Below are 14339 nucleotides of genomic sequence, written 5' to 3'. Positions count from 1 at the left end.
TGGATGGCGCGCGCCGAATCCTCAGCGCGCGACGCGGAAACCTATGTAATTGACGCGGAAATCCGCGTCTATCCAGTTGTAGGTGTCGACGCCCACCGCCTTGGCGTCATATGACCAAGCGCCGCCCCGATACAGGTAGGCCATGCAGGTTTGGTTGTCCTCGCCTCGCCTGGAGCGGATCGGCACGCAGGTGGACACCCATTCGCTGACATTGCCCACCATGTCGTACAGGCCGAAGCGGTTGGGCGCGAACGATGCGACCGGCGCGGTCTTTTTGCCATCCCAGCGGCTGCCGCAGCCATCGCAATTGGCGCGGTTTTTCCCCAGCTTGGCGCCCCAGGCGAAGCGGGCGCGGGAGCCCGCCGCCGCCGCGTATTCCCATTCCTCGGATGTCGGCAGGCGATAGCGCTGCCCGGTTTTCTGGCTGAGCCAGTCGACGTAGCGTTGCGCGTCTTTCCAGCTGACGTGGATGACCGGATGATCGCCGCGTCCCCAGCCCTCGTCGTAGGGGTAGTTGCACGGGCCGCCGGCTTGGCAGGGCGGCTGATTCGGCCGGGTTTGGTATGCCCAGCCGGTATCAGGCTCCTGGCAGCCGCCGTCCTCGACGCAGGCATCCCACTGCGCGAAGGTGACGGCGGTGGCCGCCAGTTGAAACGACGCGATCTGCAGGGTTTGCCGCGCGTATTTTTCCGGGGCGCAGACGCGTCCTTCTTTCCATCCCGGGCAGGCGTCGGTGCGCCATTCTCCCGCGGGGATGTCGATCATTTTGGGCAAAATGTCCGCCATGGCCGGGGCATGGAATCCGCAAAGGGCGAGAAGGCCGGCGAACAGGACAGGGTGGCGTGGTTTCATGGCTGACAGCGGGTATGGAATCGGCGCATTGTAACCGGTGTGGTGATCGAAGAAATCTTGGGCGTGGCCTGGCGGCGGTGTGTCGGCGTCATGGCGAGGCCATGCCGCAGAACTTCCGGCGCGCGCTGGCGGTCTATGCCGCTTGGCCGGGCGCGGCGACGCTCATCGCCGCGCCGCGCTGTCCGTTTAACCGCTTTTTTGGCAGATACCATGTCACATCCGATACCGCGCCGCCTGTTCCTGCTGTCCGCCGCCTTGCTGCCTTTCGCCAGCCTGGCCGCTCCCGCCATCGCCGACCGCCGCGCCAGCGCCGCCGCGCGGCTGGCCGCCCTGGAGGCCGATTTCGGCGGCCGTCTGGGCGTGTGCGCGCTGGATACCGCCAGCGGGGCCGAGCTGGGCCACCGCGCCGGCGAGCGCTTTCCGTTTTGCAGCACTTTCAAGGCGATGCTGGTTGGCGCGGTGCTGGCGCGTTCGGCCAAGCAGCCGGGTTTGCTTGCTGAGCGCATCCACTATGCCCGGCGTGATTTGGTGGAGTACTCGCCGCGCACCGAGCCGCATCTGGCCGACGGCATGACGGTGGCGGAGCTGTGCGCCGCCGCGGTGCAGTACAGCGACAATAGCGCCGCCAACTTCCTGCTGAAGTTGCTGGGCGGCCCGGCCGCGCTGACTGCCTACATGCGCTCGATCGGCGACGAGAGCTTCTTGCTGGAACGCTGGGAGCCGGAGTTGAACCGCGCGGTTCCCGGCGAGGCGCGCGACACCTCCACGCCGCAGGCGATGGCGCAAAGTTTGCGGCGGCTGGCGCTGGGCGACGCGCTGGCGCCGCATGCGCAGCGGCAGTTGGTGGAATGGCTGCGCGGCAACACCACCGGCGCCGAAAAGATCCGCGCCGGCGTGCCGGCCGGCTGGGTGGTGGGCGACAAGACCGGCAACGGCCGCTACGGCAGCAGCAACGATATCGCGGTGCTGTGGCCGCCTGGCCGCGCGCCGGCGGTGCTGACGGTGTTCACCACCCAGGCGCTGGAGGACGCCAAGCAACGCCATCAGGTGGTAGCGGCGGCGGCGCGCATCGCGGCCGACTGGCTGGCCTGAGCGGCAACGGCGCAGGCAGGGGGAATTCCCGCTTTTTCCATCGGCATTGCCGGCTGCTATCGCCGCGATCCTGAAATCCAATTGGCATTTTCTGCATCGAAAAAGCAAAGTGAAGTGCCTGGATGACGGATTGGAGACGCGTGATGATGCAAGAGCTGTTGTCCCCGCTGCTGGCGTATTCCGGCAGCTATCGCGACGGTTTGTCCAACCATTTGCCGATGGAGCTGCAGGCGCTGGCGGAATTGGGCGCGGACGAGGGGCGTCTGCGCCGGCTGGCGGCGCGTCATGGCCATCTCGAACGTCTGCGGGACGACGGCCGAGATATCGCCGACAGCCGCGGCTGGCTGAGCGACCCCGCCAGCGAGGCGGCATGGCGCAGACGCCTGGCCTGGGAGAGGCGGCAGGGCGAGTGGCTGCGGCATTGGGCCGGCCGCCTGCAACTGGCGCTGGCCGCGCCGGCCGGGGCGTCGTTCCATGGCCTGATCCGGCTGGCGTACGCGTGGCGGAGCGGGGTGGAAGAGGAGATCGACGCCGCGCTGGCATACGCGCTGTCGCACTGGCGGCTGCTGGATTTGCCGGGACGGTCGCCGGCGATGCAGACGCTGCCCGACCTGCTGGCCGATTGGACCGCTTCGCCCATCCTGTTGCCGCCGCAGGGCGGCCTGATTTCTGACGACATCGAACGCGCGCTGGCCCTGCCGGCGCTGTCCGCCCGCCTGCCGCCCGGCTTGCTGGGCAGCGCGCGCGAACAGCGCCGCCATTGCCGTCTGCTGTTCCTGGCCACCCGCGATCTGGATGCCCTGCATCTGATCACCGCCTGGGAGGCGGCGCTGAGCCTGGCGCGCGCGCAGGGGCTGGCCGAGGTGGCCGATGGCACGGCGTTGCAGATGCAGGCGGCGCTGATCGGGGTATTCGTCTATTGCGGCTGCCCGGCGCTGGCGGCGCGGCCGCCGCAGCCGCGACGCGACGCGACGCGACGCCGCGGCCATCCGCCGCCTGGCGCTGGACTTGTCGGACCCGCATGGCGTCAAGCTGGCGCTCAGCAGCTTGCGCCTGGCGGGGCTGGAAGGCGACGCGGCCTGGCTTGGGCTGGCGGGCCGCCACGCCGGTGTAGCCTGGGTCGGAAATGCGAAACGGCAGCGCGAGGCTGCCGTTTTTGGCTGGGACGCGGCGGTTTACAGCGCGTCGCTGGAGAAAATGTCGCGCCAGGCCATGTACTGCGACAGGTATATCACCGGGAACAGCACCAGCAGCGCCAGGCCCAGCGTGAAGACGCTGAGCATGGCCAGCAGCAGGATGGCCAGGAAATAGACCAGCAACGGGCACCAGTTCTTTTGCACGGCGCTTACGCTCAGCTTCAGCGCTGGCCATAGCTTGATCTGCTTGAAAGTGATCAGGCTGACGACGAACATGCAGGCGATGCCGAAAAGCACCAACAGCACCTGGCCGAGAATCAGCAGCTGATGCTGTGCGCCGCTGGATTCAATCATGTGATGGGTGATGTATTGGCTTGCGCAGACGATGGGCAGCATGAGCAGGCAGTAGCTGGCCATCTCCCGCAGACGCAGTTTCCAGCCCAGAAACAGGTCCGATGCTTTCACGGTTTCACCGCGGTGCTGCTTGCTGGCGGCCAGCAGATAGCCTGAAGTGAACAGCGGCATGGAGACGGTGAGCAGGGCCTGGCCTATCGTCGCAAACAAGGAGCACAGCACTGAAATGGCGAGGTAGGCGATGCCCATCAGCACCCAGGCCAGCTTCTGCTGGCGAAACAATTGGTAGCCGTCGACGATCCAGCGCCAGCCCTGTCCAGGGGGGACTTCGCGCATTGGTATTGCAGATTCCATACTTTGACTCCTGAAAATTGGGCGGCCGGCCGGGAAGGGAAGCCAGGCGCAGCGGGGTTCGCGGATATTCTATACGAAGAAGGCGCGCGCCATGTCAATGTCTTTGGCATTTCATGGCGGGGGATGGCAGGGGAGGCGGGCCGCCGCCGAAAGCCGCGGCCCGTTGTCGAGGCTTTACTGCACTTTGGCGAAGGATTCGGCCACGTAAGGCGCGTTGGCGGTGTTGAGGCCGGCCACGCACATGCGGCCGCTGCCCACCAGGTAGACGCCGAATTGCTCGCGCAGCTTGTCCACCTGGGCCTGGCTGAAGCCGGTGTAGCTGAACATGCCGCGCTGATCCTTCAGGTACTCGAAGTCGCGCTGCGGCAGCGCTTCCTTCAGCACCTGAACCAATACGCCGCGCATCGCCTGGATGCGTTCGCGCATTTCATTCACTTCCGCCACCCACAGCGCCTTCAGTTCCGGCGAATTCAGCACGGCGGCGATCACCTTGGCGCCGTGCGTCGGCGGGCTGGAGTAGTTGCGGCGCACGGTGGCCTTCAACTGGCCGGCCACCAGCGCCGCCTCGGCGGCGTCGTCGCACACCACCGACAGGCCGCCGCAGCGTTCGCCATACAGCGAGAAGATCTTGGAGAAGGAGTTGCTGACCAGGCAGGCCACGCCGGCGTCCGCCATCGCGCGGATGGCGTAGGCGTCTTGCTCCAGATCGGCGCCGAAGCCCTGGTAGGCGATGTCCAGGAACGGAATCAACTGGCGTTCCTTGGCCACGGCCACCACCTGGTCCCACTGCGCGTCGCTGAGGTCGGCGCCGGTGGGATTGTGGCAACACGGGTGCAGCAGCACGACGCTCTTGGCCGGCAGCGTCTGCAGCTTGGCCAGCATGGCCGGGAAGTCCACGCCGCGGGTGGCCGGGTCGAAGTAGGGATAGCGTTCCACCGTGAAGCCGGCGCCTTCGAAGATGGCGACGTGGTTGTCCCAGGTCGGGTCGCTGACCCAGACATGGGACGCCGGGAAGTAGCGCTTGAGGAAGTCGGCGCCCACTTTCAGCGCGCCGGAGCCGCCCAGCGTCTGCAGCGTGGCGATGCGGCCGCTCTGCACCGCCGGATGCTCGGCGCCGAACAGCAGGGTCTGGATGGCGGCGCGGTAGGGGGCCAGGCCGTCCATCGGCAGATAGGTGCATGGCGGTTGCGGCTGGCTGGCCAACAGCGCCTCGGCTTGTTCCACCGCCTTCAGGCGCGGGATGCGGCCGGCTTCGTCGTAATACAAGCCGATGCTGAGGTTGACCTTCTGTTGGCGCGGGTCTTTGCCGAAGGCTTCCACCAGCGACAGGATGGGGTCGCCGGCGTAGGCGTCTACATGTTGGAACACGAGTCTTCTCCTCTTGGTTGGCGGCGCCCGCGCTATCGTGTGGCGGGTCGCCGCGGATGCGGCGCGGCGCTCAGGCCAGGTCGTCGCGTTTCAGCGCCAGGCCCATCGCGATGATCCATGGCAGAATCAGCCAGCCGCCCAGCACATTGATCAGCGCCACCTTCTTCAGGCGCGGGCTTTTCACCAGCGCGGCGGTGATGGCGGGCAACAGGTAGGCGCCGCTCATCACCAGCGCGTCGCCCAGATACAGGGCGGCGTCGACCAGTTGCGGCTGCTGGCGCCAGCTGCCGTAGCACCACAGCGCGATCGCCAGCAGCAGCAGCGCGAACAGCAGGTTTCTCAGCAGGGTCAGTGGCTTCATGGCGGCGGCGGCGGAATGGCAAACCGATATCCTGCGAGTTTTTACTCTGGCTGGCAACGGCTAGTTGCAAACAATTCGGCAATGAAATGCCATAAAACATTGGCCGTCTGGCAGTTGTGACTTGTTTGCATGCCAAATGCTTGTTTCGGCCCATGCGATTGTTTAGGCTGTGATTTTTCCGACCGGGAGCAACGCGATGGCGTGGGAAGTGGATACCTGTCCGGAGCGGCTGGATCGCGACATGATCCACCGCTATCTGGCGCAGGAGTCGTATTGGGCGCGAAGCCTGCCGCGCGAGGTGCTCGAGCGCTCGCTGGCGCACTCGCTGTGCTTCGGCGTTTACGCCGCCGACGGCGCGCAGATCGGTTTCGCCCGGGTGGTGACCGACCGCGCCACCTTCGCCTATCTGGCCGATGTGTTCGTGCTGGACGCCTGGCGGGGCCGGGGCGTGGGCAAGCAACTGGTGGGCGCGGCGCTGGCGCATCCCGATCTGCAAGGCCTGCGCCGCATGATGCTGGCCACCGCCGACGCGCATGGCCTGTACGCGCAATACGGCTTTGCCGCGTTGTCGCGGCCGGAACGGCTGATGGAGAAGCTGGACCAGGACGTATACCTGAGGAAGGCGGCGGGCGGTGACGCGCAAGCAGTTCTGGAGTGATCCCTACCAGGCCGAACTCGCCACCCGCGTCAGCCGCGTCGACGGCGCGCGGGTCTGGCTGGAAGAAACCATTTTCTACGCTTTCTCCGGTGGCCAGGAGAGCGACAGCGGCAGCATAGGCGGCCATCCGGTGCGGCTGGCGGAAAAGCAGGGCGCGGACATCGCCTACACGCTGGACGCCGGCCACGGTTTGCAAGCCGGCGACGCGGTGGCGGTGGCGATAGACTGGCCGCGCCGCTACCGGCTGATGCGGCTGCATTTCGCCGCCGAGCTGGTATTGGAAGTGATTTGCCGCGCGGTGGCGGGCGTGGCGAAGATAGGTGCGCACATCGCCGCGGACAAGGCGCGGATAGATTTCGCGCTGGATCAGCCCATCACGCCTTGGCTGGCGGGCATCGCTGCCGCCGCGCAAGCGTTGATCGACGACGATTTGCCCATCAACAGCGCTTTTTCCGACGAAGCGGCCGGGCGCCGCTACTGGGAGCTGCCCGGCTTCGCCCGCGTGCCTTGCGGCGGCACCCACCTCAAACGCAGCGGCGAGGTGGGGCGGATCGCGCTCAAGCGCCGCAACGTCGGCAAGGGCAAGGAGCGGGTGGAAATCTATTTACTGGACTAATGATGCTGTATGACCTTGCCGCGGTCGGCGCCGCCGGCTGCTGGGCGCTGGGCGCCATGCTCGGCGCCACGCCGTCCCGCCATTTCGGCCCCTTCGCCTTCACCCGGCTGCGCTTGACGCTGCTGACGGTTTTGCTCGGCGGCTACAGCCTGCTGTCCGGCGGCTGGTACACGCTCAGCGCCGCCAGCCTGTGGCCGGCGCTGTTGTCCGGGTTGACTGGCATCTTTCTGGGCGACACGGTGATGTTCGCCTCGATGAACCGCCTGGGCCCGCGCCGCACCGGCTTGTTGTTCGCCACCCATTCGGTGTTTTCGGTGTTGCTGGGCGTGTTGTTTCTGTCAGAGCGCTTGAGCGCGGGCGCGCTGCTGGGCAGCGTGCTGGTATTTGGCGGGGTGCTGCTGGCGGTGGCCTTCGGCCGCCGCGAGGTGGACGCCCATGCCTGGGAGCGCAACGACAAGCTGGCCGCCGGCGTCGCCTTGGGACTGGCCGCCGCGCTATGCCAGGCGCTGGGCACCTTCTTCGCCAAGCCGGCGATGGCGGCCGGCCTGGAGCCGGTGACCGCGTCGGCGCTGCGGATGGGCGTCAGCTGCGGCGCGCACTATCTGCTGTGGCTCAGCGGCTGGAAACTGGCGAAGAGCCGCGGGCCGTACACGCCGCGCATGCTGGGCCAGACCGCGCTGAACGGCCTGGTGGCGCTGGGCCTGGGCATGACGCTGATCATGCTGGCCTTGCAGCGCGCCGATGTCGCCACCGTGGGGATCTTGTCGGCGCTGAGCCCGGTGTTGATCCTGCCGATGCTGTGGGTGGCGCTGAAACGGCCGCCGCCGCCGCTGGCCTGGCTGGGCGCGGCGGTCAGCTGCGCCGGCACCGCGCTGGTGGTGCTGCGTTGAACGATGAAAAACCGCGCCGGCAGGCGCGGTTTCACGTGGAACATCGCGGATGTCCGCCTCAGCACTTGATGCAGGCGAGTAGGGCGACGTTGCGGGGGCGGGTTTCGCTTGCTGCGTTCAAAGTTATATAAGTTTGAATGGCGTTATTCGGATTGCCATCATGAGAAACAGGCGTGATTTGAGGTAGAGTTTGATTACCAGGAAATGCGCCAACCCCACCCGATGGTGCGGTTGGGCCGTTATTTTTGTAGCCGTAAATATAGTTCCAATTATCTCCGTATGGACTATTGATAAGACCTGCGTGTTTGTGATCTCTAATGCCCTCGGTTTGTGATGTGCCAAAATTTCTATTGGTATCTACCCCACGGCCATTGTCCCAGCCCCGGATGAATTCGCCGCATAGGTTGGGCAATGCGAATGTCGTCGAGCCATCGCCATTTCCATAAAGGCCGCCAATGGCGGCGAACAGCGCCGGGTAGTCCTTGCGCGAAACTGCCCGCCCGTCGGCGATCAGCCAGCCGGCGGGTGCGTCTTTCATCGCGAAATAGGCCACCATGCCGGCTGGCGCGGCGGCGTTGACCTGAGTCGAGGTTGCGCCGTCAGCAATCCCGTAGCCAGCCAGCGTGGTGGCCTTGTCCGCCTTGCCGGCCAGCAGCTTGGCGATGCTGGCGGCGAAGTTCTGATCGTTGCCCAATGCCGCCGCCAGCTCCTGCAGGGTATTGAGCGCGCCGGGCGCGCCGGCCACCACGCCGTCGATGGCGGACTTCAGATCGGTTTTGCTGGCGCCGTCGGCGATGCCGTAGCCGGCCAGCGTGGTGGGCCGTTGCGCGCCGCCCCAGGCGATGCTTTGTACCGCTTGCAGCAGCTGGTCCTGGCGCGCGGGGTCGGTCTTCTGGCCATTGCTCTGGATGACAGTCAGCAATTCCTGCTGGGTGGCCTGCATGGCGGACTGCATGCCATTGAGCCAGTCAGCGGCGACCACAGTGCCGAGTTCTCCGGTGGTCGGGTTGCCGTCGTGGAACAGGCCGTCGGCGCTGTGGATGGGTTTGAATGGATCTTGCATGGAAAGCGCCTTCCGTTTGATGAGAAGAGTCGGCAGCGGGGGCCGATGACTGATGTCGTTGATTGTGCGGGACTCCCCGTCCAGCGGGCAGTGGACGGGTTGTCAGTCAGGAAGGGTGGGATAGGTGCTCAAATTTTTGTTACGACGATGCCGTTCCAATTACTGAAGTTCTGATTGGGATCGTACGCCGTGGCAGTCCCTGTCGTATCTGTATTGTAAGCGGCGATCGTTGATGCCATCTCGGCATGGTAGCCCCCTTTGGTGCAGTTGCGCGCCCAGCCATTGCTGACTGTCATGACCGAATTCCAGGTGGCAAAAAAGCCGTGTTCGCAGTTTTCCGCTACGGCCATGTCCGCATTGATGATGCCGCCAAACTCCGCGTAGTAGCCTTTTCCCGAGTTGGTCACCTTGGAGCGCCTGCCCTGAGGCAGCGATGGCCGGGCTTGCGCGCCGCAGCTCCAGCAAACCCCGCCATATTGCGCATACATGCCGATATTGCTTTGATCGACCGCTGTGCCATCGCACCACAGATAGCTGTTCCGCGTTGTCATGTAGCCGATATCGACATTGGAAATGCTGCTGTCGCTAGCCCAGGCCTTCGAGCCTTCCTGGCATTCCAAGCCCATGGGCCGGAATTTGGGAGTATCGACGTTGACGAAGGCTGGAACGACAGTTTCGGCATATCTGCCCAGGCCGATCAGCGTGCTGGACGGCAGCCAGGCATGGGCGCCGCCGCCGACGAGAACCGCACAATTCTTGCAGTTCAGGACGCGTAGCCGCTCGAAGTTGCCGCGCGCATTTTGATCCAGTTCCAGCCCGTTGCCGGCGCCCTCCAGCACGATGGAGCCGGCGTCGGCGTATACCACCGACGCTTCTTCCACCCGCAGGCAGCGATGACTCCAGTGATTGGCGCCGGCCTCGCCGACGATATGAAAGCCGGAGAAGTTGACGCCTTGTACGCGGGAAAAGATCACGCCATGGCTGAGCTTGTTGGCGTCGGGCACGAGGATGATCTTGCATGCCGACGGGTTGGCGACATTGCCCTGGATGCGGATGCGGCTGGCGAACGGTTGGTGGGTTAGCGTGATGCCGCTCGTGGCGTACTGGCCGTCGGCTATCTGGATCAGCACATCGGCCTGCAAAACCTTGCCGATCAGGCTGTCCCAGGCGTCCTGGATGCCGGCGAAGGCTTTGCCGGGGCCAACCTGCAGCGTGGTGTAGCCCTGCACGCCCCAGTCACTGGCTTTCATCGCGTCGGCGATGCCGTAGCCGGCCAGCGTGGTGGGCCGTTGCGCGCCGCCCCAGGCGAGGTTCTGCATCGCTTGCAGCAGCTGGTCCTGGCGAGATGGGTCGGTTTTCTGGCCATTGCTTTTAATGACGGTCAGCAGCTCTTGTTGGGTAGCCTGAATGGCAGACTGGGCGCCGTTGAGCCAGTCGGACGTGACGACGGTGCCGAGTTCGCCGGAGTAAGGGTTGCCGTCGTGGAACAGGCCGTCGGCGCTGTTGATCAGCTTCATGGGCTCTTGCATGTCAGTGTCTCCGAACAGTCAAAGGAAAATCGGCGCTCGGCCGATGACAGATGTCGCTGTCGATGGGTCGGAGGAGATTGTGCTGCAACCGACCGACGGGGCTTAGCGGACGCCTGTCAGTGCTGACAGGCGGTGGCTAGGTAAAGAAAACCGCGCCAATCGGCGCGGTTGCTTGTGGAGAGGTTTGGACTCAGGCGGGTTGATTGGGCCAGTCGGCATCGGCCAGCCGGGGCCAGCCGGGGTGTTGCGGCAGGCGGGAGAGCGCCACGCAGTAGCGTTTCCAATCCATCAGACGGGCTTGCTCATCCGTTGTGGCCACACCTAGCTCGGAGGCGTCTTCCAGTGGGCGGCGGCTCTGGTAGGCCGCGGCCAGCTTCCGTTGCAATTGCTGTTGCGCAGCGACGGTTTGAGTGGCCAATTGAGTCGCCTCGTCCACGCTCCAGCCATCGCCACGCCAGATAGCGAAGGGCGGCGGCGACAAGGCGGTGGCTTGCAGGCTGTCCGGGGTGTCGCCTATCTGCGCCTGTATCGCTTGAGCGGTTTGCTTGCGCCACAACGGGACGGCGCGCCAGTCGGGCTGCAAGGTCCAGTCGCCGTTCCGGAATACGGGGACCTGATGCTCGTCGGCTGGCGGCGGTTCGGCCTCAGTGGAGCAGGCAGGGAGCAGCCAGACTTCTCCCGGGTCCAGCGGCGACAAATCTGCCTGGCTTGGGCCGAGATATTCGTAGGTCTCTGGATGGTAGCTATAGACGGTTTTTTGTTTATCCATGGCGTGATTCCTCAGTACTTGATGCAGGCGAGCAAAGCGATGTTGCGGGGGCGGGTTTCCGAGCCGATGGTGTCTGGGGGGTTGAGCACGCCGTCAAAGTCGCTGCCGTCATTCGAGTAATACCAGCGGTTGTCGTAGTCATTTGCAACAGAGCCCATTCGGCCGACGTTGTTGGTGCCGCCGAAGGCGGTGGCGTTGACGGCAATGTTCTCTCCCCAGGGAATCACGTGTTTATGAGTCGCGGTTTGTTGTGCTTGTCGATCGCCGACTTTGCGTTTGGGGCTATCAGGATCTGTTTTGCCGATATCGTCCCATCCCCGAATGAATTCGCCGCGCAGATCCGGCAGATTGAAGGTAGTGGAGCCATCGCCGGCGCCGTAAGTGGAGCCGATGGCCGCGAATAGCGCGGCGTATTGGCTGCGGCTGACTGCTGCGCCATTGGCTTTGAGCCAGCCATCTGGCGCGTTGGGCATGGCGAAGTGCAGGACCGCGCCGGCAAACGCCGTTGCCGCCTTCAGTTGTGCCAAGGTCGCGCCATCGACGATGCCGTAATCTGCCATCGTGCTCTGTTGGCCGGATTTCAGCAGCCGGATCCAGGGCTGCCAATTGCCGTTTTCCAGTCTTTGTTCATAGGTGGCGCCGCCCCAGGCCGAGTAAAGCTGGCTGCCCCAGAGCGGAGACAGGAAGTTGGCCAGCAACATGCCGTTGCTTTTCACCGGCGTTCCGTCGACCAGGTTGTTGTCGATGTGATAGAGCCCATTGGGACGCACTGTTTGCAGCGAGCCGGCGGCAAGGGGCTTGGCATAGCCGGACAAGCCGACGGCGTTCAGCGCCTGCCCCACGAGCAGCGGCGTCATCGCCTTGCTGTTATCGCTCCCGGCCTCCGCTTCCGCTTGGCTGGCGATGGCGATGCCATAGCCGGCCAGCGTGGATGGCCGCTGCGCGCCGCCCCAGGCGAGGTTCTGCATCGCTTGCAGCAACTGGTCTTGGCGCGCGGGGTCGGTTTTCTGGCCGCTGTTCTGGATGACGGTCACCAGTTCCTGCTGGGTGGATTGGGTGGCGGATTGCAGGGTGTTGAGCCAGTCGGCCGAGACGATGGTGCCCAGTTCGCCGGTGGCGGGATTGCCATCGTGGAATTTCTGGTCTGGCGAGGGGACAGGCTTGATCGGATCTTGCATGAAGCGCTCCTGGATGAGGGAAGATGGGCTGCCGCCGGAAGCAGCGGCGCGAGGGGGGGGAAACGCGCGCGGGACGAGCGTCGGGAGAGGTTTACGGCTGGTAGGCGAAGTAGACGAAGGTGTGGGCGGGCTTGAGGTCGTTGAACAGCTCTTCCAGCCTGGGGTCGCCGAAAGTGGTGAGGCGCTCGCCGGCCAGCGATTGTCCGGCGCGGAACTGGTAGGGGCGGACCTTGCTGCCGTACACGGTCACCTGCCACACCCAGGGAATGTCGGCGCTCCACAAGGGCTGGCCGGCGCGGTTGACGCCGGCGCGGAACGGCTGCGGCTCGTCGATCCTAATCCGGTAGCCCATGCCGGCGGCCAGCCGGGTGAAGTAAGAGATGGACAGGCCGCCGGTTTCCGCCAGCTTGGCCAGCACCGCCTGCTGGCGCTGCTGGTAGGGCGCGTCGGCGGGCGGCGTCAGCCCGCATACCCGCTCCCAGTCCGGCAGCAGCGTTTCGGCCGCCAGCGGGGTGACGGCGCCGGCCAGCTGGCGGGCGCTGTTCTGCGCCCGGTCCAGCGCCGCGCCCTCGCTGGCCAGTTCGGCCTGCAGCCGCGGACCGTCGGGGCTGTAGCTGGCCGGCGGCAGCAGCCGGGCCAGCAGTTCCTGGTAGGGGGGCTGCGGCATCATGGCATCGCCCTCAGCGTCAATTTGCCCAGCCGCAGCCATTCCACCTTGCCGGCGTCGGAAACCGGCGCGACATTGCCGGCGGGGGCGTTGAGCTGGCGGTCTTGCACGCCGGGCAGATCGGAGATCAGCGCCTCGATCCGGCTTTTGACCAGGCGCTCGCCCGGAGCGAGGCCGGCGAAGTAGGCTTGCAGCGTTTGCTGCAGCTGCGGCGTGAAGACGTCCGGGCTGATGCCGCCCAGATTGAGCGCGAGGTCGATGTCGACCGCGCGCGGGGTCGGCGCCAGCACCAGGCAGCTCTTGGCGGTGACCGGCCGCAGGTCTTCGATATGGGCTTGCACCGCGGCCAGGGTGTCGGCCGACGGCAGGTCGTTGTTGGCGGTGACCACTACGTCGACGGTGCCCAGGCCGCGCCGCAGCGGGTAGACGTAGGCGGCGGTGACGCCCTTCACTTCCAGCGCCCAGCGCCGGTAGTCGTGCTGGTTGCCGCCGGCGGGCGGCCGGCGTATCAATTCCAGCAGCCGCTCCAGCAAGGCCTGGTCGCTTTCCACATCCACCGCGCCGCCCATGCTGAGCAGCAGCGCCTTGCCGGCGACGCCGGGCGGCGCCTGCATCAGGTCCACCTGCAGATTGGCGGGCTGGTTGCCGGCCGGGCCGGGCTGGCTGGCGCGGATGTCGACCGTGGCCTGGCCATTGGCGTCCAGCTGAAAGGCGTAGGGGCCGCCGTCGCCGCCGGTGGCCGGCGTGGCGTACAGCTGGTCGCCCAGCCGCACTTGCAGGCTGCCGTTGACCATGGTGTTGGGGTTGCCGCTCAGCTGCAGCTTGCCGGCGGCCGCGCTGGCTGGTTTGCGCACGATGCCGCGCAGGCGGGCGTGCTGCTCGAGGTATTCGCTGTCGGCGGTGTCGGGGAAGATCTGGCGAGCGATCCAGCTTTGGTGCTGGTACAGGCCTTCGGCCGCGCTGGCCACCGAGCTGGCGCGGACGAAGAAATCGCTGTCCGGCCCGGTGTCGGCGTCGGCGCGCAGGTTTTGCAGGTCGCGCAGCAGCGTGTCGCGGATGCTGGCGAAGTCGGGAGTGGGCAGGGGCATCAGGCTATCCTCACTTGATGTTGGAAATGTCGGGTGCGGCCGCCGGCCTCGGCGACGCGGATCTGGAGTAGAAGCCGGCCCGGGCCTTGCCGGCTGGAGGACACCTCGATCCGGCTGGCGCGGCCGTCCTGGCGCAAGGGTTGCAGCGCCTGTTCGGCGTATTGGCAGGCCAGGAGGTCGACGCGGCCGCTGTCCTTGGCGCGGGACAGCTCATGCAGGCGCGAGCCCAGCGTCGGGTCGGCCCACCAGCCGCCCAGAGGGGTCATCAGGCGCAGGTAGACGGCGTTGGCGAGGGTATCGGTGGAAGTGCCGGCGTAGTCGCCGGTGGCGGGGTCCAGCAGTGGGTCCATGGCTATTTTCCTGG

General features: G+C 65.9%; 15 protein-coding genes. 4 read left to right on the top strand and 11 right to left on the bottom strand.

Annotation, left to right across the window (positions count from 1 at the left end; genetic code table 11):
* Positions 1 to 21 precede the first annotated feature (21 nt).
* Positions 22 to 765 carry a formylglycine-generating enzyme family protein gene (locus MY55_RS11350; RefSeq protein WP_065202402.1) on the bottom strand — a complete coding sequence of 248 codons (744 nt, stop codon included), beginning with the start codon at positions 763 to 765 and terminating at the stop codon, positions 22 to 24.
* 297 nt (positions 766 to 1062) lie between these two features.
* Between MY55_RS11350 and bla the strand changes: the two genes are divergently transcribed.
* Positions 1063 to 1944, top strand: a complete 882-nt coding sequence (gene bla, locus MY55_RS11345) for a class A beta-lactamase (protein WP_047243669.1) — start codon at positions 1063 to 1065, stop codon at positions 1942 to 1944.
* A gap of 1175 nt (positions 1945 to 3119) precedes the next feature.
* Here bla and MY55_RS24450 read toward each other — a convergent pair.
* The 3 genes from MY55_RS24450 to MY55_RS11325 all read right to left on the bottom strand — a co-directional run bounded on the left by MY55_RS24450 (position 3120) and on the right by MY55_RS11325 (position 5517).
* On the bottom strand, positions 3120 to 3788 hold the full coding sequence (locus tag MY55_RS24450; protein ID WP_269082362.1) for a BPSS1780 family membrane protein: 669 nt from the start codon (positions 3786 to 3788) through the stop codon (positions 3120 to 3122).
* A 174-nt stretch (positions 3789 to 3962) separates the two neighbouring features.
* Positions 3963 to 5156 (bottom strand): amino acid aminotransferase, encoded by a 1194-nt coding sequence (locus MY55_RS11330; RefSeq protein WP_043575037.1) that lies wholly within the window; start codon positions 5154 to 5156, stop codon positions 3963 to 3965.
* Positions 5157 to 5226: 70 nt separating this feature from the next.
* A complete protein-coding gene (locus MY55_RS11325; RefSeq protein WP_043575039.1) occupies positions 5227 to 5517 on the bottom strand; it encodes a superinfection immunity protein in 291 nt (96 codons plus the stop codon).
* A 196-nt stretch (positions 5518 to 5713) separates the two neighbouring features.
* Between MY55_RS11325 and MY55_RS11320 the strand changes: the two genes are divergently transcribed.
* The 3 genes from MY55_RS11320 to MY55_RS11310 are packed head-to-tail and all read left to right on the top strand — an operon-like array spanning position 5714 to position 7681.
* On the top strand, positions 5714 to 6175 hold the full coding sequence (locus tag MY55_RS11320) for a GNAT family N-acetyltransferase (RefSeq protein ID WP_043575041.1): 462 nt from the start codon (positions 5714 to 5716) through the stop codon (positions 6173 to 6175).
* The gene (locus MY55_RS11315; protein WP_043575044.1) at positions 6150 to 6791 is read left to right on the top strand and encodes an alanyl-tRNA editing protein; all 642 of its coding nucleotides are present in this window, start codon (positions 6150 to 6152) and stop codon (positions 6789 to 6791) included. Before MY55_RS11320 ends, MY55_RS11315 begins: the two co-directional genes overlap by 26 nt.
* 2 nt (positions 6792 to 6793) lie before the next feature.
* The gene (locus MY55_RS11310; protein ID WP_043575189.1) at positions 6794 to 7681 is read left to right on the top strand and encodes a DMT family transporter; all 888 of its coding nucleotides are present in this window, start codon (positions 6794 to 6796) and stop codon (positions 7679 to 7681) included.
* A gap of 58 nt (positions 7682 to 7739) precedes the next feature.
* On the opposite strand, the gene MY55_RS23440 is transcribed toward MY55_RS11310, so the two are convergent.
* The 7 genes from MY55_RS23440 to MY55_RS11275 all read right to left on the bottom strand — a co-directional run bounded on the left by MY55_RS23440 (position 7740) and on the right by MY55_RS11275 (position 14325).
* On the bottom strand, positions 7740 to 8744 hold the full coding sequence (locus MY55_RS23440) for a phage tail protein (protein ID WP_052258042.1): 1005 nt from the start codon (positions 8742 to 8744) through the stop codon (positions 7740 to 7742).
* Positions 8745 to 8872: 128 nt separating this feature from the next.
* Positions 8873 to 10261 (bottom strand): hypothetical protein, encoded by a 1389-nt coding sequence (locus MY55_RS11300; RefSeq protein WP_065202371.1) that lies wholly within the window; start codon positions 10259 to 10261, stop codon positions 8873 to 8875.
* Between the two features lie 202 nt (positions 10262 to 10463).
* Complete coding sequence (locus MY55_RS11295) at positions 10464 to 11042, bottom strand: tail fiber assembly protein (RefSeq protein ID WP_047238777.1); 579 nt, start codon at positions 11040 to 11042, stop codon at positions 10464 to 10466.
* An 11-nt stretch (positions 11043 to 11053) separates the two neighbouring features.
* Positions 11054 to 12220 carry a tail fiber protein gene (locus tag MY55_RS11290; protein WP_052258043.1) on the bottom strand — a complete coding sequence of 389 codons (1167 nt, stop codon included), beginning with the start codon at positions 12218 to 12220 and terminating at the stop codon, positions 11054 to 11056.
* A 91-nt stretch (positions 12221 to 12311) separates the two neighbouring features.
* A complete protein-coding gene (locus tag MY55_RS11285) occupies positions 12312 to 12890 on the bottom strand; it encodes a YmfQ family protein (protein WP_043575048.1) in 579 nt (192 codons plus the stop codon).
* Positions 12887 to 13975: a baseplate J/gp47 family protein gene (locus MY55_RS11280; RefSeq protein WP_043575051.1), complete on the bottom strand. Its 1089-nt coding sequence runs from the start codon at positions 13973 to 13975 to the stop codon at positions 12887 to 12889. The genes MY55_RS11285 and MY55_RS11280 overlap by 4 nt, the downstream gene beginning before the upstream one ends.
* Positions 13975 to 14325, bottom strand: coding sequence for a phage GP46 family protein (locus MY55_RS11275; RefSeq protein WP_043575054.1), 351 nt, complete (start codon positions 14323 to 14325; stop codon positions 13975 to 13977). Before MY55_RS11275 ends, MY55_RS11280 begins: the two co-directional genes overlap by 1 nt.
* Between the last annotated feature and the right edge of the window lie 14 nt (positions 14326 to 14339).

The organism is Chromobacterium subtsugae, from assembly GCF_001676875.1.
GTDB classification, from domain to species: Bacteria; Pseudomonadota; Gammaproteobacteria; order Burkholderiales; family Chromobacteriaceae; genus Chromobacterium; species Chromobacterium subtsugae.
The sequence above is the reverse complement of the archived record's forward strand: the minus strand, read 5'-3'. Positions and strand labels throughout refer to the sequence as shown.